Raw genomic sequence first — 19,145 nt, 5'->3', positions numbered from 1 at the left:
CGACATTGCGAGTTCGCCAGCAAGGGATGAACGTTTGCGCACAGGCAATAAGAAATCTGCTCCAAACTTTCATCTCCCTTTACGAGTTTCACTCATGCTGGTTTTTATGTAAGTTTGATCATAAGCGTCATCTGATATGAATAAAGGATTTTTTAAAGTGCCGGTTCCGGTTAATGAACCCGCCTTAAGCTATGCTCCGCAAAGTGCAGAACGGGAAAAACTTAAGCAGGCTATTGCTGAAGTGTACCTGCACCAGGCCGATATTCCGATGCATATTGGCGGCCAGGACGTTTATACCGGCCAGCGTATAGAGATCCGTCCTCCTCACAATCATAAACAGGTGGTCGCACAATTTCACCGTGGCGATAAAAGCCATGTCCTGGATGCTATTAATGCAGCTTTAACCGCTAAAGCTTCCTGGGAAACGCTTTCCTGGGAACACAGGGCATCCATATTTTTAAAGGCGGCCGACCTTATCGCCGGCCCCTATCGTTTCAAATTGAATGCACTCACCATGGTAGGGCAATCTAAAAATGCCTACCAGGCAGAAATCGACTCCGCCTGCGAATTGATCGACTTTTTGCGCTTCAACGTTCAGTACATGTCCGAGATCTATTCGCAGCAGCCCCCTGTTTCGCCGCGTGGTACATGGAATCGTGTAGAACAACGTCCCCTTGAGGGCTTCGTATTTGCACTAACCCCTTTCAACTTTACAGCCATCGCAGGCAACCTGCCTTCTTCGGTCGCTCTTATGGGAAATGTGGTAGTATGGAAGCCTGCCGATACCCAGATCCTTGCTGCTAACATGATCATGCAGATTTTTAAAGAAGCCGGTTTACCAGATGGAGTTATTAACCTGATATACGTGAATGGGCCCGATGCCGGAGAAGTGATTTTTAACCATCCGGACTTTGCAGGCATTCATTTTACGGGGTCTACCAAAGTATTCCGGGAAATCTGGCAAACCATCGGCAACAACATACATCTGTACAAAAGCTACCCTCGCATAGTAGGCGAAACCGGAGGAAAAGATTTCATACTGGTGCATGATTCGGCAGATGTAAAAGCAGCCAACACCGCCATTATTCGTGCCGCTTTTGAATACCAGGGACAAAAGTGTTCTGCCGCTTCGCGTGTGTATATCGCCCGTTCAGTCTGGCCTCAGATCAGAGAGTTGATGTTGGCAGACCTTTCTTCCTTAAAAATGGGACCTGCCGAAGATTTTAGCAATTTCCTGAATGCCGTTATCGATGAAAAATCCTTTGATAAGCTGGCTAAAGCTATTGACGAAGCGAAAGCAGATCCTACCCTTGAAATCATTTCAGGCGGGAACTACAATAAAGCCGAAGGTTACTTTATTGAACCAACGGTGATCGTCACCAAAGACCCGCATTATGTCACGATGTGCGAAGAGCTTTTTGGGCCGGTACTAAGTATTTATGTTTATGAAGATACCGACTTTGAAAAAACGCTTCAACTTATCGACCAAACATCCATTTACGCTCTGACAGGGGCTGTCATTGCAAAAGACCGCTATGCTATAGAGAAAGCCAGCCATGCTTTGCGCAATGCCGCCGGCAATTTCTACATCAACGATAAATGTACGGGTGCAGTAGTGGGTCAGCAACCTTTTGGCGGAGCCAGGGGTTCGGGCACTAACGATAAGGCCGGCTCCATGATCAATTTACTGCGCTGGGTATCATCAAGGGCGATAAAAGAAACCTTCGACCCACCTACAGATTACAGATACCCATTTATGCACGATAAGTAAATTGCATATGATAAAAAGGCTTGTATACATTTTCTTTAATAAATATATCAGTTTTTTAATTAGCCGGAACTTCGAATCCTTTACTTTCAACACTGTCACGTTGAATGAAAGCAAAGCTATTCTGCTTGTTGCTAACCACTTCTCGTGGTGGGACGGCTTTCTTATGTTCCACCTCAACAAAGTTTTTTTCAAACGAAGGTTCCATGTCATGGTAACAGATGAAAATTATAAAAACATATCTTTTCTAAAATATCTGGGAGCATTTCCGATAAAAAAACAATCGAGGGATATGTTACATACTTTGGTGTTGGCCGGACGACTGCTTAACGATAAAAACAACCTGCTTCTCATCTTCCCCCAGGGAAAACTATTCTCAAACCACCTGGAGCAAATAGAGTTTGGCAAAGGATTATCCAGAGTAATAGATCATTCTTCCAAAAATTTTCAATACCTTTTTGCTGCTACTTTCGTTGATTATTTTGACACACCGAAACCACTGGTAACTTGTTATCTGCAGAATCATGATTACGCAGACTTAGACAATTTAGCATTGATACAAAGTGCCTATAATGTTCACTATAAAAACTCACGGCAGCAGCAATGCCGGATTACAATATAAACGATGCTCATATTCTATGTTGTTTTTTTCTTTCTTATACTGAGGTTTACAGTTACGCTGTTCAATTTCATTTCTAACCCGAAGCTTACCGCAGCATCCAGAACCTATGATCATTTGGTTTCCATACTTATACCCGCCCGTAACGAGGAGGAACGCATAATAACATTGTTGCAATCGCTGAAAGATCAAAATTACCAGAATATTGAGGTGATCATCCTCGATGACGATTCTACAGACAATACTTTTGATGTGTGTTATAACTTCTGCCGAAGCGACAGCCGTTTTAATGTAATCAGGGGAGATGAACTACCTGAGAACTGGCTTGGAAAAAACTTTGCATGCCATCAGCTGGCCTTACAGGCAAAAGGTAAATATTTACTCTTTCTGGATGCTGATGAGATCGTTAAAGACGGGCTGATAAATAATACCTTACACCGAATGAAGATCGGCAAGCTAACTTTGTTAAGCTTGTTTGCTAACCAGATCATGGCTTCTGCGGGAGAACGTCTGGTAGTGCCCCTCATGCATTTTTTACTATTAAACACCCTCCCGCTTCGTCTTGTCCGGTTATCCGATAAACCAGCATTTTCCGCTGCCAGCGGCCAGTTCATGATGTTTGATGCTGCAAACTATCACAAGCATTTGTGGCATGCCCAGGTAAAAGATAAAGTGGTCGAAGATATCGAAATTATGAAACTCATTAAAGCTTATCGCTATAAAACGGAGTCGCTTTTAGCTAATGGCTATCTGTTTTGTCGCATGTATAGGGGTTATAGCGAGGCTTTGGATGGCTTTAGTAAAAACCTTCTTGCAGGGTTTGGAAATAATATAGCAGGCCTTCTTTGTTATTTACTATTGGTAATGGCCGGCCCTGTCTTTATAGCTATTTATTTGAATACCGGGCTACTTTCATTTGCCCTTACCTTAATAATCCTAAGCCGCATCATGATCTCATTTGCCAGTGGACAGAACGTATTTTTAAATATCTTTCTCCATCCGCTTCAGATGGTATCATTCATCATACTGTCAGTAATCTCAGTAAAGAAACACGTTACTAGAAAAGTTAACTGGAAGGGAAGAACTATTAGTACTTAATTTTCTCAATTTTTTTTTGTTTAATTTTGCATTATGGCTTATAATCTTCAGGTAAAGATAGATCAGGATTCAGGTTTCTGCTTCGGTGTAGTGTACGCGATAGATATGGCGGAGGAGATCCTTGACGAAGACGGATATCTGTATTGCCTGGGCGATATCGTCCACAACGATGAAGAAGTGGCACGTCTCAAAGCGAAAGGCCTCCGGATTATAAAGCATGAAGACCTGGAGTCTTTATCAAACGAAAAAGTGCTTATCCGTGCACATGGAGAAGCACCCGAAACTTACAAAGTAGCACTGGAGAAAAACATAACGCTTATTGACGCGTCTTGCCCAGTTGTGCTTAAACTACAGAATCGCATAAAAAACTCTCACGATGCAGAAGAGAAGATCCTCATTTTTGGCAAACATGGCCACGCTGAAGTGATCGGCTTACAGGGACAGACAAACAATGAAGCACTTGTTTTCCAGGACATCAGTGAATTAGATCATGCCGAGCTCCCCTCAAAATTTACGCTTTACAGCCAGACCACCAAAAGTACCGATAAGTTTTATCAGATCAAGGCTGAACTTTTAAGTCGTGGTTACGAAGTAAAAGCAAATGATACCATTTGCCGCCAGGTATCAAACAGGTATGACGACCTGGCTAAGTTTGTCAAAAACTTTGATAAGATCGTGTTTGTATCTGGAAAGAAATCATCCAACGGAAAAGTTCTTTACGAAGTTTGTAAACAGCATAACCCTGAGACCATGTTCATTTCCCAGCCGGAAGAATTAAATATCTCCATGTTCAATCCTGGTGATAGAGTAGGAATTTGCGGCGCAACTTCCACTCCCATGTGGCTTATGCAAAATGTAAAAACTCTCCTGGAGACTTTTTAGTTATATAAGCCCGGGGCAACACCGGCTTAATTTAACAATATACCGTTTTGCATGCAGTTTAAATCCTACACGGGCGTCTTAATAGCCATACTGCTTATAACCGCCTGGGCTGTAAGCCTTTGCCTGCTGTTAAGCTGGAACTTTTCTTTTAAAAATCCTCTTACCTATCTGGCGATCCTGCTGCAGATGCATTTATACACAGGCCTGTTTATTACAGCCCACGACGCAATGCATGGCACCATATCTTCCGACCGGCCCCTAAACAGAGTCATTGGTCAGATTTGTACTGGCTTGTATGCTGCGTTTCCCTTTAACAAACTGAACACAAAACATCACCAGCATCACCGCCACGTTCACTCTGAAGATGACCCTGATTATCACAATGGCAATTTTGTTTCCTGGTATGTTAGGTTTATGAAAGAATACCTTTCCATCTGGCAGATTCTCATTCTCGCGCTGATTTTTAATATCCTTAAGACCTGGGTAGATGAAATAAACCTGCTTCTTTTCTGGGTTATACCCTCTTTGCTGAGTACCCTTCAATTGTTTTACTTTGGCACCTGGCTCCCCCATCATGGCCAGCACGTCAATAAGCACCATTCACGTACACAAAAAAAGAATCATGTAGTGGCATTCCTGTCCTGCTATTTCTTTGGTTATCATTATGAGCACCACGATTCGCCTGGCACTCCATGGTGGCTCTTATGGAAACTTAAATAATTGTGTTTATTAAGTCAAAACCTTTCATCTTTTGATTGCTATATGTTCCGTCCATTCTATATTTGCATTCTGAATAAAAACCTTCATGAGCAGCGCTCACATACGGAGGATGAAAATGTTTGAAGGTTCTTGCAGCCTTTAAAAAACAATTAGACTTTCATAAAAAAGATGAGAAAACAAGGAGTGCTATTAGTAAATCTGGGAACGCCTGACAGCCCTTCAGTCCCTGATGTACGCCGTTATCTGGATGAATTCTTAATGGATGAAAGAGTAATCGACATTAATCCAATCAACAGAACACTTCTTGTTAAAGGCATAATTGTTCCCTTTCGGGGACCGAAGTCTGCGAAGATCTATCAAAAGGTTTGGTCAGACAAAGGCTCGCCGCTTCTTTATTACAGTGAAAGACAAAAAGAACTATTGCAGCAGGCCTTAGGAAACGATTATGTGGTTGAATTGGCCATGCGCTATCAAAGTCCGTCGATAGAGTCAGCGCTGGAATCGCTAAAGAAGAAGCAGGTGTTGGGCATAAAAGTTATTCCACTGTTTCCACAATATGCTTCTGCCTCAACCGGTTCGGTTAATCAGAAGATCATGGAAATTGTCAGTAAATGGCAAACCATACCGGATATATCCTTCATCAGCTCTTTCCATGATAATGAAGGAATGCTCGAAGTTTTTGCAGACAATGCAAGGAAACATCAGCCTGAAAACTTTGATCACGTACTCTTTAGTTTCCACGGCCTGCCGGAGAGACAACTGCTTAAAGCAGATGATACGGGTAAGTATTGTTTGCAGGTACCCGACTGCTGTTCGCGATTTAACGATGCAAATCGCATGTGCTACTCCGCTCAATCGCATGATACCGCACGGCTTCTTGCCCAAAAGCTGAATATTCCTAAAGAAAAATATACGGTTTGTTTCCAATCCCGTTTAGGTAACTCACCATGGAAGAAGCCTTACACGACCGACGTCCTCAAAGATCTTGCAGCGAAAGGCGCCAGGCGACTGCTGGTTTTCAGTCCGGCTTTTGTGGCCGACTGCCTGGAAACCCTTTACGAAATTGTAGAAGAGTACCATGACGAGTTTGTAGCCCTTGGTGGCGAAAAGGTACAGCTCGTTGAAAGCCTTAACGACAATCCAAAATGGATTGCAGCCCTGGAGAAAATGGTAAAGGGCTCATAACCCTTTACCGGCAAACCAACCTGGTGATGGGAGATCTTACTGTTTTTTCCTTCTTCATGTATCCTGTCATCTCAAAAAATTATATTTTTACAGCAAATGGAAAATCAGGACTTCCATTTCAAAATCCAACTTTTTAGGTAAATGGAAAATCAGGACAGGAAAAGAGAACAGATCATCGAAGCTGCAGTAAAACGTTTTGCTCATTTTGGTTTAGCTAAAACTACTATGACCGAAATCGCTTCTGACCTTTCCCTGTCTAAAGCCCTATTATATTATTACTTTCCTGATAAAATAAACCTCTACGCTGCAGTTTTAGAAAATATCATCAATATCGTAAGTACAGACATCGAGGAAAAAATGCGCAGCATTAAGGATCCACAAGAAGCACTTGCATTTTATATCGACCGCCGCCACTACTATATAAAAAAATACTATAACATCCTTGATTTCCTCCGCACTGCGGGAACCGACCTTCCTCCACAAGTGATAAAAACACTTGAAGATGCCAGGAACACCGAAGTCAGACAAATCTCTATGGCTATTCAAAAAAAGGAGATTGATCTGGCGAAGGCTACTGAAGCAGCCTCACTCCTGATCGATGCATTCCTGGGAATGCGAATGGCCTTATTTAGTAGGAAAAAAACTTTTCTTATAAACGATGAGGAATTTGACATCGTACTGCGCCGGCAAAAGCAATTAGGCCAGATCTTCATGAACGGCCTGTAACAAATCGTCATTAACCTGTAATCTTAACGACTTACCATTGCTTTTTCAATATTTCTATTGACTGCAATTTCTATTGTTTGTACTTTTGACTATTTAATTAAAAAAGTCAAACAGTCTAAAAGTAGAAAGGTAAAAGTGATAGAAGCTGCAGATAAAAAACGGGAGTTGATTTTAGACAAGGCCTTATTGCGTTTTGCGCATTTCGGCATCAATAAAACGACTATGAATGATATAGCAGAGGACCTGGCGATTTCGAAGCCATCGCTTTACTATTATTTCCCCGACAAGATCAGCCTGGTGATTGCTGTTGCAGAGAGAATTTTCAATGAGTTCTTTACCCGGCTTGAACATATAATACTCAAAAGCGCGACAGTGCAGGAAGCACTAAACGAGACTATTGAACTAAGAAAAATCTTCTTCAAAAAATACTTTATGCTCCATATAGGTGATACGCCTTCGGATATGAACCTTAACCACGAAGGGATTAAAGCACTTATGCAGCAGACCAGGGAAAAAGAAAATGTCCTTATCAAAGATCTTTTTGAGACTGGTATAAAGAGAGGCGAATTGAAAGCTAATGAAAGCAAACAAATCGCGGAACTCTATATGGACTCCATAATCGGTCTGGGTATGTGCGTGATGGGGAAACAGGAAAAGCAACTGATGCCGGAGAGCAAAGGCTTTGAAGAAGTATTAACGAAGCAGAAAGCTCTGACGGAGATCTTTCTGAACGGATTAAAAAACTAAACATCACGAATATAATAACAATGAACACAAAAAATTTTAAATCGATAAAGGTAGCATTGGTGCTGCTGGCGATCCTCAGCGGGAGCCTGGCGAATGCACAAACTGTTACCCTGACATTAAAAGATGCATTGAATTATGCGATTCAGAACAATGCCACGGTACGCAAGGCCAAGCTCGACATTGAGAATGGACGACACAGAGTAGCGGAGATACGAGCTGAAGCTTTGCCTCAGATTTCCGGTACAGGCAATTTGACTTATAATCCTGTCATCGGTCAGTTGGTAGTTGGGGACCAGGTTTTTCAAATGGGCCGGGAATGGAACTCGTCAGCAGGTGTACAGCTAAATCAACAAGTTTTTAACCAGCAGGTTTTTACAGGACTAAAAGCGGCAAAAGCCAGTGAAGATTATTATAACCTGAGTGCAAATTTGAGTGAAGAGCAGATCATTGAACAGGTTTCTGCAGCTTATTACCAGGTTTTGGTTAACAGAAGACAGCTTGCCGTTATTGAGACAAACATCAAAAACGCCCAAAGAACCGAGAGTATTATTGCTTCGAAATACAAAAATGGCCTGGCTAAGAAGATTGATCTCGATCGCGTGAAGGTGAATATTTCAAATTTAAGTATTGAAAGAGAGAAATTGTCTACCGCCATAACCGAGCAGGAAAACACTCTTAAGTTTAACATTGGTATGCCGGTAGAAAACACTATTATTATTCCTGAAATAGAATTGTCGACCATATCGACGGTTGCTCAGTTGCAGGATAGTATCAATCTATCTAATCGCATAGAATACAAGCTGATTAGAACTCAGGAAAATTTACTTGATCTTCAGAAGAAAGCCTATAAAGCTGAGTATTATCCAAGCCTGGCCTTAACCGGAAACTTCACGTCTACAGGACAAAGTGATGCTTTCGATTTGTACAGGTCAGGGGGAAGCGCCATTTGGTATGATGCTTCTTCTATCGGCTTAACATTACGTATACCCATCTTTAATGGCAACGCAACCCGTTCCAGAGTAAGACAGGCTGAAGTTGAAATTCAAAAAAACAAGGAGGATATCCGCAACACTGCTCAGACACTTAACCTGGAATATGAAAATGCAAAATTGAAGATCAGGAACAGCTTAAACACTATAAACTCTCAAAACGAGAACGTTAAGCTTGCCCAGGAAATTTATAACAGCACTCAAAACAATTACAATAACGGGCTGGCAACATTAACCGATCTTCTCAATTCTGAAGACGCTCTTACCTCAGCACAGAGCAATTACTCACAGGCCTTATTGAATTATAAAGTAGCTGAAATACAGCTAATAAAATCGAACGGAAACATAAAATCACTCTTAAACTAATACGATGACAAAGAAAGGTATAATATCGATAGTGGCAGTTCTTGCAACGCTGGCATTGATAATTGCGGTATTACAAAAAAATAAAAAGAAAAATGCGGAAACTACAGCTGTTGTAGCCGAAGGAAGCACTGGCGCAGTTGCTGTAAATGTTGAAAAAGTAGCGAAATCTGATATCAATCTTGATTTCAGCTCTAATGGCACTTTTGCTTCGAATCAGGATCTCACACTTTCAGCTGAGAATTCAGGACGTGTAACAAGGATCCTGGTGGATGAAGGTTCAAGGGTCAGCAAAGGGCAGGTCCTTGCCCGCATTGACGACGAGCTTCTTGACGTTGATGCACAAACAGCACAGGCAAACTATCAGAATGCTTTACGTGATCTTGAACGCTATGAAAGTTCATTCAAAACGGGAGGTGTTACACGGCAGGAGCTAGACAATGCACGCCTCAAAGTTCAAACCGAAAAATCAAAGGTTCAGTCTGCAAGCCGTAAATCAAACGACGCAAATATTAAAGCACCGATCTCTGGTATTATAAATAAGCGTTTTATCGAACAAGGCTCTTATGTAAACCCCGGTGCGCAACTATTTGAAATTGTGGATGTATCCAAACTTAAGCTTAAGGTTACCGCTAATGAGAACCAGGTAGTAAACCTGAGAATGGGCGACAGGGTAATGATAAAATCGAACGTATTCCCGAACAGCTCGTTCGGCGGAAGAGTGAGTTTCATCGCACCTAAGGCTGATGCCAGCTTGAACTTCCCTGTTGAAGTTGAAGTGAGCAACAGTTCAGGCAGCCAGCTAAAAGCAGGGATGTACGGAACCGCGGTATTTGACTTCCCCAAACAGAATGCGGCCTTAACAGTGCCACGTACTGCGTTTGTTGGCAGTGTAAATAGCAATAAGGTATATGTACTTGAAAACAACCAGGCAAAGGAGCGCCAGGTTACGGCGGGCAGGATCCTTGGAGACCGTGTTGAAGTGCTGGACGGAATTAAAGAAGGTGAAACGGTGATCACCAGTGGACAGATCAACCTGGTCGATGGCACTGAAGTGCAGGTAGTGAAATAGTTCTAAGTGATAAGTTGTAAGTTATAAATATGGGCGCCTTAAAATTCGCTGTGCATACTGAACTTAGAACTTAAAACATAATACTTAAAACTTAAAGAAAAAATGAAGATAGCTGAAATATCAATAAAACGACCAACCATAGTTGTGGTACTGTTTACAGTGCTGACTTTGTTAGGAATAATAAGCTACAAATCACTTAACTACGAGATGCTTCCAAAGTTCTCACCGGCAGTGGTTTCAGTATCAACAATATATCCGGGAGCTTCTCCTAGCGAAGTGGAAAATACCGTAACGAAAAAGATCGAGGATGCGGTGTCTTCTATGGAGAACATTAAAAAGATCCAGGCAACCTCATTCGAGAGTTTATCGTTAGTTACCATCCAGCTAAAGACAGGGACCGATGTAAACATATCTCTTAATGATGCACAACGTAAGGTCAATTCAATTTTATCCGAGTTGCCGGATGACGTTGATCCTCCCTCACTGAATAAGTTTTCATTGGATGATCTCCCTATCATTACCATGTCAGCTACAGCCAAAATGGATGATGCTAAATTTTTCGACCTTGTTGAAAACCGGATCGTACCAAGCATCTCCCGGGTGGAAGGTGTTGCCCAGGTGAACATTATCGGTGGTCGGGAACGTGAAATTCAAGTAAATATAGATGAAAACAAACTCGAAGCGTACGGATTGTCTTTACTTTCTGTACAACAGGCGATTCAATCGTCTAACCTTGATTTCCCTACAGGAAGTATCAGGACTGAAGACCGCGACATCCTTGTGCGTCTTGCGGGCAAATACGCGTCGGTTTATGAATTAAGAAATCTGATCGTTTCCGACAGAGAGGGCATACAGGTTCGCCTGATCGATATTGCCGACGTTCAGGATGCTCAAAAAGACGTTGAAAAAATTGCCCGTGTTGATCGTAAGGCTTCTATCGCTTTGCAGATCATCAAACAGTCTGATGCCAATGCGGTGTCTGTGAGTGAAGGTGTTAAAGCGAGTATAGCAACTCTAAAATCAGATTATGCTAATATTGCCCTGGATCTTACCATCGCAAACGACAGCTCGGTTTATACACTGGAATCTGCTGACGCAGTTATCCACGATTTATTTATCGCGGTTATCCTGGTAGCATTTGTAATGTTATTCTTCCTTCATAGCTTACGTAACGCGGCCATAGTAATGGTTTCGATCCCGGCTTCACTGATCGCCACATTTATCGGAATTAACATGCTTGGCTACACCCTTAACCTGATGTCTCTTCTTGGATTATCCCTGGTAGTTGGTATTCTGGTGGATGATGCTATTGTGGTACTGGAGAACATTTACCGTCATATGGAAATGGGCAAGAACCGGGTACGGGCAGCTTATGAAGCTACCAAGGAAATTGGATTTACCGTAACATCCATCACGCTGGTGATCGTGGTAGTGTTTTTCCCCATCGCAATCAGTACAGGTTTGGTATCCGACATCCTTCGCCAGTTCTGTATGGTGGTAATTATCGCAACGCTTTTAAGCTTACTGACCTCGTTTACCATCGTTCCCCTGCTTTCATCGCGCTTTGGGAAACTGGAACATATTGAAGGTAAGAACTTCTTTGGACGGATCATTCTGAGCTTTGAAAGGGGCCTTGACAAGTTCACAGCATGGATCACCAATATTTTAACATGGTCGCTTGGGCATAAAAAGACCGTGCTTTTTGGTACCGCGGTCTTGCTATTTGCATCATTTGCACTATTGGGAAAAGGGTACATCGGTACTGAATTCTTTCCAAAAAGTGATAGGGGTGAGTTTATTGTTCAGATTGAATTACCTAAAGATGCTTCAATCGAACAAACAAACCTGATTACTACCAAAGCAGAAGGTATTCTCAGCAAAAAACCTGAAGTCGTAAGGTTAATCACAACCGTTGGTCAATCCAGTGATGGATCAGGTGCGCAACAGTCCCCAGCTTATTCTTCGGAGATCACCGTGCGCCTGGTTGACAGAAAAGACCGGGCAGACCGGGCAGACGTGTACGCTGCAAAGATCAAAAAAGAACTGGCCCCGCTTCTTGTAGGAGCCAAAGTAAAAACTACCCCTGTAAGTATATTGGGTAGCGCAGAACGAGCTCCTGTTGAGGTTATCGTAAGAGGTAGTGAGCTTGACAGTGTATTAAAGTTTGCTAACGTAGTAAAAGGGCAACTTCAGGGCATCAGCGGCGCCACAGAGGTGAAGCTTTCTGTTGAAGGTGGTAACCCGGAAGTGAAGGTTCAGGTAGACCGCGATAAAATGTCGGCACTTGGTTTAAACCTGCAAACCGTAGGTGCAACCATGCAGACCGCCTTTAACGGTAATACTGATGGCAAATTTCGTCAGGGTGAGTATGAGTACGATATTAATATCCGGCTGGATAACTTTAACCGGAAAAGCATAAATGACGTAAGAGAGCTTACCTTTATTAATGGCTCCGGACAAAAAATACGTTTGGATCAGTTTGCCACAGTTAACGAAAGCTCAGGACCGTCTCAGTTAGAGCGTCAGGACAAGACTACGAAAGTGTCTGTTCAGGCTCAGGTTGTGGGTAGACCTTCCGGTACTATTTTCTCTGAGCTTGACACTAAGATCAAAGATCTGAAACGTCCTGCAGGCGTAAGTTATATCTTCGGTGGTGACATGGAAAATCAATCTGAAGGTTTTGGAACCCTGGGTATTGCCTTATTGATGTCAATTGTATTGGTTTACTTAATTATGGTTGCCTTATACAATAATTATGTCCACCCGTTCGTTGTATTATTTTCCATTCCGCTGTCAATTATTGGGGCATTGCTGGCATTGGCTTTAACAAACAACTCGCTGAATATCTTTACCATATTGGGATTGATCATGCTGATTGGTTTGGTGGCAAAAAATGCAATCATCCTGGTAGACTTTACAAATCAGCAGATTGAGGAAGGTAAATCTGTCCGTGAGGCGCTTATTGCAGCCAACCATGCACGGTTACGCCCGATCCTGATGACGACAATTGCGATGGTGATCGGTATGCTTCCTATTGCGATTGCACAGGGTGCAGGCGCCGAATGGAAAAATGGTCTGGCATGGGTTATTATAGGGGGATTGGTGAGTTCTTTATTCCTTACCCTGATCATTGTACCACTTGTTTACGAAGCCTTTGACAAGATCATAAAGAAAGTAACAAGAAATAAAGAGTCGCATGACATCGAAGCACTCATGGAAGAGCCTTATACAGGCGAGATCATGGACGAAGAATATGAAATGCTCGAGATTAAGAATAATTGAACTGGTTAGTGAAAAAAATATAAGATGTCCGGCATCAAAGATAATTGAACTGGTTAGTGTAAAAAAATAAAAGATGCCCGGCATCAAAGATAATTGAACTGGTTAGTTTAAATTGAGTGAGAGTGATGGGGGATGCTGGAGAGCATCCCCTTTTTTGTGTAGGTTTTTATCCCGCAATGTACTTGCCATAAGGCAATCTGCTAAGCAGCCAGACGATCAAGCCCGAGATTGACAAACAGGCTATGAGCGTCAGCAAGATTCCGACCAGGGGATTAATTAAAGACCAGTTTACCCCAAGTTTATTAAGTTCTGTAAGGATCAGTACATGACTAAGATAAATACCATAACTATGCTTACACAAAAAATTGCGAACTCTTTCTGAAACAGAGAATCTAAACTTATAGTTAGAAATAAGCATAAAGATGCCGACAGAACTGATCATAACATTCGGGGTCTGATATCGGTATAGTATAGTCGAAAACTTTCCTCCCTGGCTCGTTATAAAATAAGTTCCTGCTGCAGTAAGCAGAGCACCTGCGAAGAACAGGCCAAGCGGCAACCGTACCGGCCAATCTTTGCCGACATATTTTCTTCGTGATAAATAATATCCAAGCACCAGGTAGCCTATATAACCAGAAAAATAAGAAAGCTGGAATGTTGGTTTATAGTTGTCAAGCAACGGCAGATTAAAGAATAAGGTAATAATCCAGATCAAAAGAAAGTACCTTAATTGGTTCATTGAACAAGCGCGGATCCATGGTCCCAAAACAGGAATAAACAAGTACAGTCCTATGATCATATAAATATACCAGAGATGATAGGAGGCCCCATGTATCAGCTGGTTGGCGATAAATCGCCCGGCGGACTGAAATTCCAACCGGCTATTGGTCAATTTGTAAATAATGTAGATCAAACTCCAAAACAGAAAAGGTATTATAACTCTGAATAAACGCTTGCGCATGAATTCACCCAGCGTATACTCTTTTTGAAATAACAGAGCTCCGGACAACATCACGAACACCGGAACACAAAATCTTAACATGCTATCCAGCATATTCCCAGAATGCCATAACACATTCCCGACAACATTAAACTTAGGCAAAATAGGAGCAACGATATGAAGCAGTACCATACTTATGGTAGCCACTACACGCAAGTTATCAGGCCAGGTACTTTTAGAATATCCCATACGGTGATTACAGCTCAATAAAAGACTATCTGAGCACGACAATTACTATAAAAAAAGGCTCCGGAAAACCAGAGCCTTAACTATTAATATCAGCAGCGAAATCAGATATGCAGAGCCCGGTTTTCAGTGGCAGCTAGAGCTGCTTCTTTGAAGGCTTCTGTAAATGTAGGATGCGCATGGCATATACGACCGATATCTTCAGCCGAAGCCCGGAACTCCATAGCGACAACTGCTTCTGCAATCATATCTGCAGCACGTGGCCCGATCATATGAACACCCAGGAGCTCATCTGTTTCGGCATCGGCCAATACTTTCACTAAACCATCTATATCCATACTGGCCCGCGCACGACCGCTCGCTTTAAATGGAAAAGATCCGGATTTATATTTTTTACCCTGTTCTTTTAATTGCTCTTCTGTGTATCCAACACTTGCAACTTCGGGCCAGGTATACACAACACCAGGAATCAGGTTATAGTTCATGTGCGGCTTTTGCCCGGCAATAGTCTCTGCAACATAAACTCCTTCTTCTTCAGCTTTGTGGGCAAGCATTGCCCCGCGAACTACATCTCCGATGGCATAAATACCTTTAACAGGTGTTTCGAGGTGATCATTTACCGGGATCTTTTTCCCACGTTCCTCTAACTGAATACCTATCTTGTCCAGACCCAAACCTTCAGTATACGCTGTCCTTCCTACCGCAACAATGCAATAGTCGCCTTCTATAGTTATTTTCTCACCTTTAGGACTATCGGCAGTAACGGTAACCTTTTTTCCCTTTACACTCGCACCGGTAACCTTATGACTTAACAGGAAATCAAATCCAAGCTTCGTAAGGGATTTTTGAAGTTCCTTACTCATCGTTTTATCCATGGTGGCGATAATTCCATCCATAAATTCAACTACCGTAACTTTAGCACCTAAGCGAGCATAGACAGAACCTAATTCCAACCCGATTACACCTCCACCAATTACGATTAAGTGTTTTGGCACCTCAGGCAGGTTTAAGGCTTCGGTTGAAGTAATGATACGGCTTTTATCAATCGGAAGAAAAGGAAGCGCTGTTGGCTTTGAGCCGGTAGAAATGATCACATTTTTTGTACTGATGGTTTCTTCTGCACCTTCTGCTTTTGAAACTTTGATCGTATTCTTATCCACAAAAGAGCCTACGCCCTGATACGTGGTAATTTTATTTTTCTTCATCAGGAAAGTAATACCTCCTGTTGTTTGCTCAACTACTTCATTTTTCCGTTTAATCATTTGTGGCAGATCAACGCTAAGATCCTTCAGATTAATACCGTGTGTTTTAAATGTATGAGTTGCGTTATAAAAATGCTCTGAAGAATCCAGCAGCGCCTTCGATGGAATACAACCTACATTAAGGCAGGTTCCGCCAAAAGTGCTGTATTTCTCAATAAGTGCTGTTTTAAGTCCTAACTGGGCACAACGGATTGCGGCTACATATCCGCCCGGACCACTGCCTATAACTGTAACGTCGTATTGCATGGGAATGATTTTGGTACGCCCAAAGTTAACGGATTAATGCTCTTTCGAAAAAGAAAATGAATTATATATCCGGATGCCTTTCAAATTCTTTACTTCTGTCAAACAAATACCGATAAGTGTGATGTGTTTTGTAAATTCTTGCGCCAATTTGTTCAGCAACATGCATCATTCTCGGGTTAAAGTCTCCAATCCAGTTCATTTGGATATTACTATAGGGCACTTTATTACGCATGGCATCCGACGCCGCAGAAATCAAGGCAATTTCTACCCCTTTTCTCTGATGTTCCGGAATTATTCCAAACACTAAGCCATACATGGATTTAGTGTTCCCTCTCCATTTATTATAGAGTAACCTTAGTTTTCCAAAAGTATCCAAACGACCATTAACATACTTTACAAACAGTTGGTTTAACTCAGGAATACTCACAAAAAACCCTATAGGCTTTTCATCATGGTAAGCAAACCAAATAATCCGCTCGTCAATCACCGCTTTTAATGAATGTATCAGTTTCCGGGTTTGTTCGAAACTCATCTCACCTACTCCCTCGTGCTTCACCCAGGCCTTGTTATATATAGTTCTGAAGTCCTCTGCAAACATGTCCAGGTTATCCAGGCTAAATGGCCTGAACGTATACTCAGGATGGCGGCTCACGCGTTCAGCAACCGCCTTAAGGACTGGCTTCAGTGGTTCATGGACATCCCTGATATAAGTGTATTGCTTGAAGTAAAGCTGAAATCCGTATTCTTCAAACATCTCCTGGTAATACGGCGGATTGTAGTTGCAACAATAACAGGGTGGATGAAACCCATCCACCAGCAAACCCCACCACCGTTCTCTGCTTCCCAGGTTAACCGGGCCGTCAGCGGCTTGCATCCCCTGCTTTTTAAGCCAATTTACAGCCTCATCAAAAAGCATAAAAGCGGCCGTCCTGTCATTGATACAATCAAAAAATCCGATTCCTCCTGTCGGGATTTCTGAGCTATACGCTGTTGATGGATCGACGAAGGCTGCTATTCTTCCTATCACCTTGTCCCCATCAATGAGTATCCAGCGTATACACTTGCCTTCTACAAGAAGCTTATTTTTTTCTTTATCGAAAACACTTGTAACATCCTCATCGAGAGGGCGTATATATGCTGCATCATCTTTATGAATAAACAATGGAAGCTCCAAAAAATCTCTTTCATCCTGACTATTTTGAACTTCTGTTATCTTCATTTAAGGTCTCTGATATTAATCGTTAATTTTATTTGAAAAATTGGGGACAATTTAGATGTTTATTAACCGTTTTCAATAATCTACCGTTCGAAAAAATGAAAAGATTTAATTTTTTATTATTACTCCTGCTTCTTTTCAGTCTGCATACCTTTTCGCAAAGCAATTCAAGCTCTAAAACCTTCACACGCGCCGACTCGCTCCGCGGAACTCTTAGCCCACTTCGCGCCTGTTTTGATGTAAACTATTATCATCTTGATGTGAAAGTCGACGTTGACAAGCAATATATCTCCGGATCAAACCTTATACGCTTTACTGCTACACGGGACTTCAACAAATTGCAGGTAGATCTGTTCGATAATTTTGAAATTCAACAAATAACCTTTAAAGGTCGAAAACTGAATTTCACAACAGAATACGATGCTATATTTGTAGATTTTCCTGAATTGATAAGAAAAGGTGCAATAGAAGAACTGACTGTATTTTATTCAGGAAATCCTCTTATAGCGCCGAATGCTCCATGGGATGGAGGCTTTATTTTTACCGAAGACTCGGGTGGGGCTCCCTGGGTAGCAGTAGCCTGCCAGGGTCTGGGTGCCAGCTCATGGTGGCCAAACAAAGATCATCAAAGTGACGAGGTTGACAGTATGCTGATCAGCATCACCGTTCCCCGGGGTCTTCAAAACATCAGTAACGGTCGCCTCATTTCCAAAGAGGTCCAGGCCGATGGCAGCACCAGGTTTAATTGGTTCGTGTCTTATCCCATAAATAATTACAACGTAACTTTAAACATTGGTGATTTTGCGCACTTTTCTGACACTTATGAAGGAGAAGAGGGGAAGCTCTCACTAGATTATTATGTCCTCCGCGAAAACCTGGAGAAAGCAAAACAGCATTTCAAAGATGTTAGAACCATGTTGAAATGCTTTGAATACTGGTTTGGCCCCTATCCTTTCTATCGTGACGGGTATAAGCTTATTGAATCGCCTTATCTTGGTATGGAACACCAAAGTGCCGTTGCCTATGGAAACAAGTATCAAAAAGGCTATCAGGGCAGCGACTGGTCAAAAACCGGGCTTGGCTTGAGCTGGGATTACCTCATTATACATGAATCAGGACATGAGTGGTTCGGCAATAATATTACGGCTAAAGATTTTGCAGATCTCTGGATCCATGAAGCATTTACCACTTATTCTGAGGGTTTATTTGTTGAATGTTTAAAAGGTAAAAAAGCAGGAGCTGCTTATATAAAAGGCGAGCGATCGGCTATTAAAAATGACGGTCCTATCATTGGTTCCTACAATGTCAATAATGAAGGCTCTGGCGACATGTATTTTAAGGGTGCCAACCTTTTACATAGCATACGTACGATTATTAATGACGACGATAAATGGAGAAACATTCTCAAGGGCCTCAATCACACTTTTGGCCTAAAAACAGTTACAAGCGCAGAGATTATATCTTATATAAATGAAAAGTCGGGAAGAAACCTTACTAAGGTATTTGAGCAATATTTAAATCATGCTACCATACCTACCCTGGAAATTAGGAGGGCCAGTGCCAGCACCATTTCATACCGCTGGAAAGCAGATGTGAGCAATTTTGATATGCCCGTAAAAATTAAATTGCCGGGCAAGGATGAATGGCAATTCATTTACCCGGCAAGTAATAAGGCCCGAAACCTTAATTTCAAGGGCGCTGTATCTTCGATACAGGTTGACACCGATAACTTTTATATTGATGTTATAAAATAATAAGGAGCGTAATACTTACTTACAACTTAT

Annotated in this window: 15 protein-coding genes; 12 read left to right on the top strand and 3 right to left on the bottom strand. The window is 42.0% G+C overall.

Translation table 11 applies throughout. The features are described 5' to 3' along the window. The first annotated feature begins 136 nt into the window (after window positions 1-136). The 11 genes from pruA to J3P37_RS00385 all read left to right on the top strand — a co-directional run bounded on the left by pruA (window position 137) and on the right by J3P37_RS00385 (window position 13,451). Window positions 137-1,771, top strand: a complete 1,635-nt coding sequence (pruA, locus tag J3P37_RS00435) for an L-glutamate gamma-semialdehyde dehydrogenase (protein WP_256009007.1) — start codon at window positions 137-139, stop codon at window positions 1,769-1,771. A 7-nt stretch (window positions 1,772-1,778) separates the two neighbouring features. Next, window positions 1,779-2,390, top strand: a complete 612-nt coding sequence (locus J3P37_RS00430; RefSeq protein WP_256009006.1) for a 1-acyl-sn-glycerol-3-phosphate acyltransferase — start codon at window positions 1,779-1,781, stop codon at window positions 2,388-2,390. Window positions 2,391-2,393: 3 nt separating this feature from the next. Then, a complete protein-coding gene (locus tag J3P37_RS00425; protein ID WP_256009005.1) occupies window positions 2,394-3,485 on the top strand; it encodes a glycosyltransferase family 2 protein in 1,092 nt (363 codons plus the stop codon). A 33-nt stretch (window positions 3,486-3,518) separates the two neighbouring features. After that, on the top strand, window positions 3,519-4,367 hold the full coding sequence (locus J3P37_RS00420) for a 4-hydroxy-3-methylbut-2-enyl diphosphate reductase (protein WP_256009004.1): 849 nt from the start codon (window positions 3,519-3,521) through the stop codon (window positions 4,365-4,367). A 51-nt stretch (window positions 4,368-4,418) separates the two neighbouring features. Then, window positions 4,419-5,087: a fatty acid desaturase gene (locus J3P37_RS00415; RefSeq protein ID WP_256009003.1), complete on the top strand. Its 669-nt coding sequence runs from the start codon at window positions 4,419-4,421 to the stop codon at window positions 5,085-5,087. 168 nt (window positions 5,088-5,255) lie between these two features. Next, the gene (gene hemH / locus J3P37_RS00410) at window positions 5,256-6,272 is read left to right on the top strand and encodes a ferrochelatase (protein ID WP_256009002.1); all 1,017 of its coding nucleotides are present in this window, start codon (window positions 5,256-5,258) and stop codon (window positions 6,270-6,272) included. A gap of 141 nt (window positions 6,273-6,413) precedes the next feature. Further along, window positions 6,414-6,998, top strand: a complete 585-nt coding sequence (locus tag J3P37_RS00405) for a TetR/AcrR family transcriptional regulator (protein WP_256009001.1) — start codon at window positions 6,414-6,416, stop codon at window positions 6,996-6,998. Between the two features lie 57 nt (window positions 6,999-7,055). Next, a complete protein-coding gene (locus tag J3P37_RS00400; RefSeq protein WP_256009000.1) occupies window positions 7,056-7,745 on the top strand; it encodes a TetR/AcrR family transcriptional regulator in 690 nt (229 codons plus the stop codon). A gap of 20 nt (window positions 7,746-7,765) precedes the next feature. After that, entirely contained in the window at window positions 7,766-9,100 is a 1,335-nt protein-coding gene (locus J3P37_RS00395) for a TolC family protein (RefSeq protein ID WP_256008999.1), read from the top strand. 4 nt (window positions 9,101-9,104) lie between these two features. After that, window positions 9,105-10,169: an efflux RND transporter periplasmic adaptor subunit gene (locus J3P37_RS00390; RefSeq protein WP_256008998.1), complete on the top strand. Its 1,065-nt coding sequence runs from the start codon at window positions 9,105-9,107 to the stop codon at window positions 10,167-10,169. Between the two features lie 102 nt (window positions 10,170-10,271). Beyond that, window positions 10,272-13,451: an efflux RND transporter permease subunit gene (locus J3P37_RS00385; RefSeq protein WP_256008997.1), complete on the top strand. Its 3,180-nt coding sequence runs from the start codon at window positions 10,272-10,274 to the stop codon at window positions 13,449-13,451. A 166-nt stretch (window positions 13,452-13,617) separates the two neighbouring features. On the opposite strand, the gene J3P37_RS00380 is transcribed toward J3P37_RS00385, so the two are convergent. From J3P37_RS00380 to J3P37_RS00370, 3 genes are all read right to left on the bottom strand, one after another. Continuing rightward, window positions 13,618-14,640, bottom strand: coding sequence for an acyltransferase (locus J3P37_RS00380; RefSeq protein ID WP_256008996.1), 1,023 nt, complete (start codon window positions 14,638-14,640; stop codon window positions 13,618-13,620). A gap of 101 nt (window positions 14,641-14,741) precedes the next feature. After that, entirely contained in the window at window positions 14,742-16,145 is a 1,404-nt protein-coding gene (gene lpdA / locus J3P37_RS00375; RefSeq protein ID WP_256008995.1) for a dihydrolipoyl dehydrogenase, read from the bottom strand. Between the two features lie 61 nt (window positions 16,146-16,206). Then, the gene (locus J3P37_RS00370; protein WP_256008994.1) at window positions 16,207-17,364 is read right to left on the bottom strand and encodes a GNAT family N-acetyltransferase; all 1,158 of its coding nucleotides are present in this window, start codon (window positions 17,362-17,364) and stop codon (window positions 16,207-16,209) included. Window positions 17,365-17,459: 95 nt separating this feature from the next. Between J3P37_RS00370 and J3P37_RS00365 the strand changes: the two genes are divergently transcribed. Continuing rightward, window positions 17,460-19,115: a M1 family metallopeptidase gene (locus J3P37_RS00365; protein ID WP_256008993.1), complete on the top strand. Its 1,656-nt coding sequence runs from the start codon at window positions 17,460-17,462 to the stop codon at window positions 19,113-19,115. Window positions 19,116-19,145 lie beyond the last annotated feature (30 nt).

The organism is Desertivirga xinjiangensis (assembly GCF_024436435.1).
In the GTDB taxonomy this organism is placed as follows: Bacteria; Bacteroidota; Bacteroidia; order Sphingobacteriales; family Sphingobacteriaceae; genus Desertivirga; species Desertivirga xinjiangensis.
This window is presented reverse-complemented; position numbering and strand designations above follow the sequence as displayed.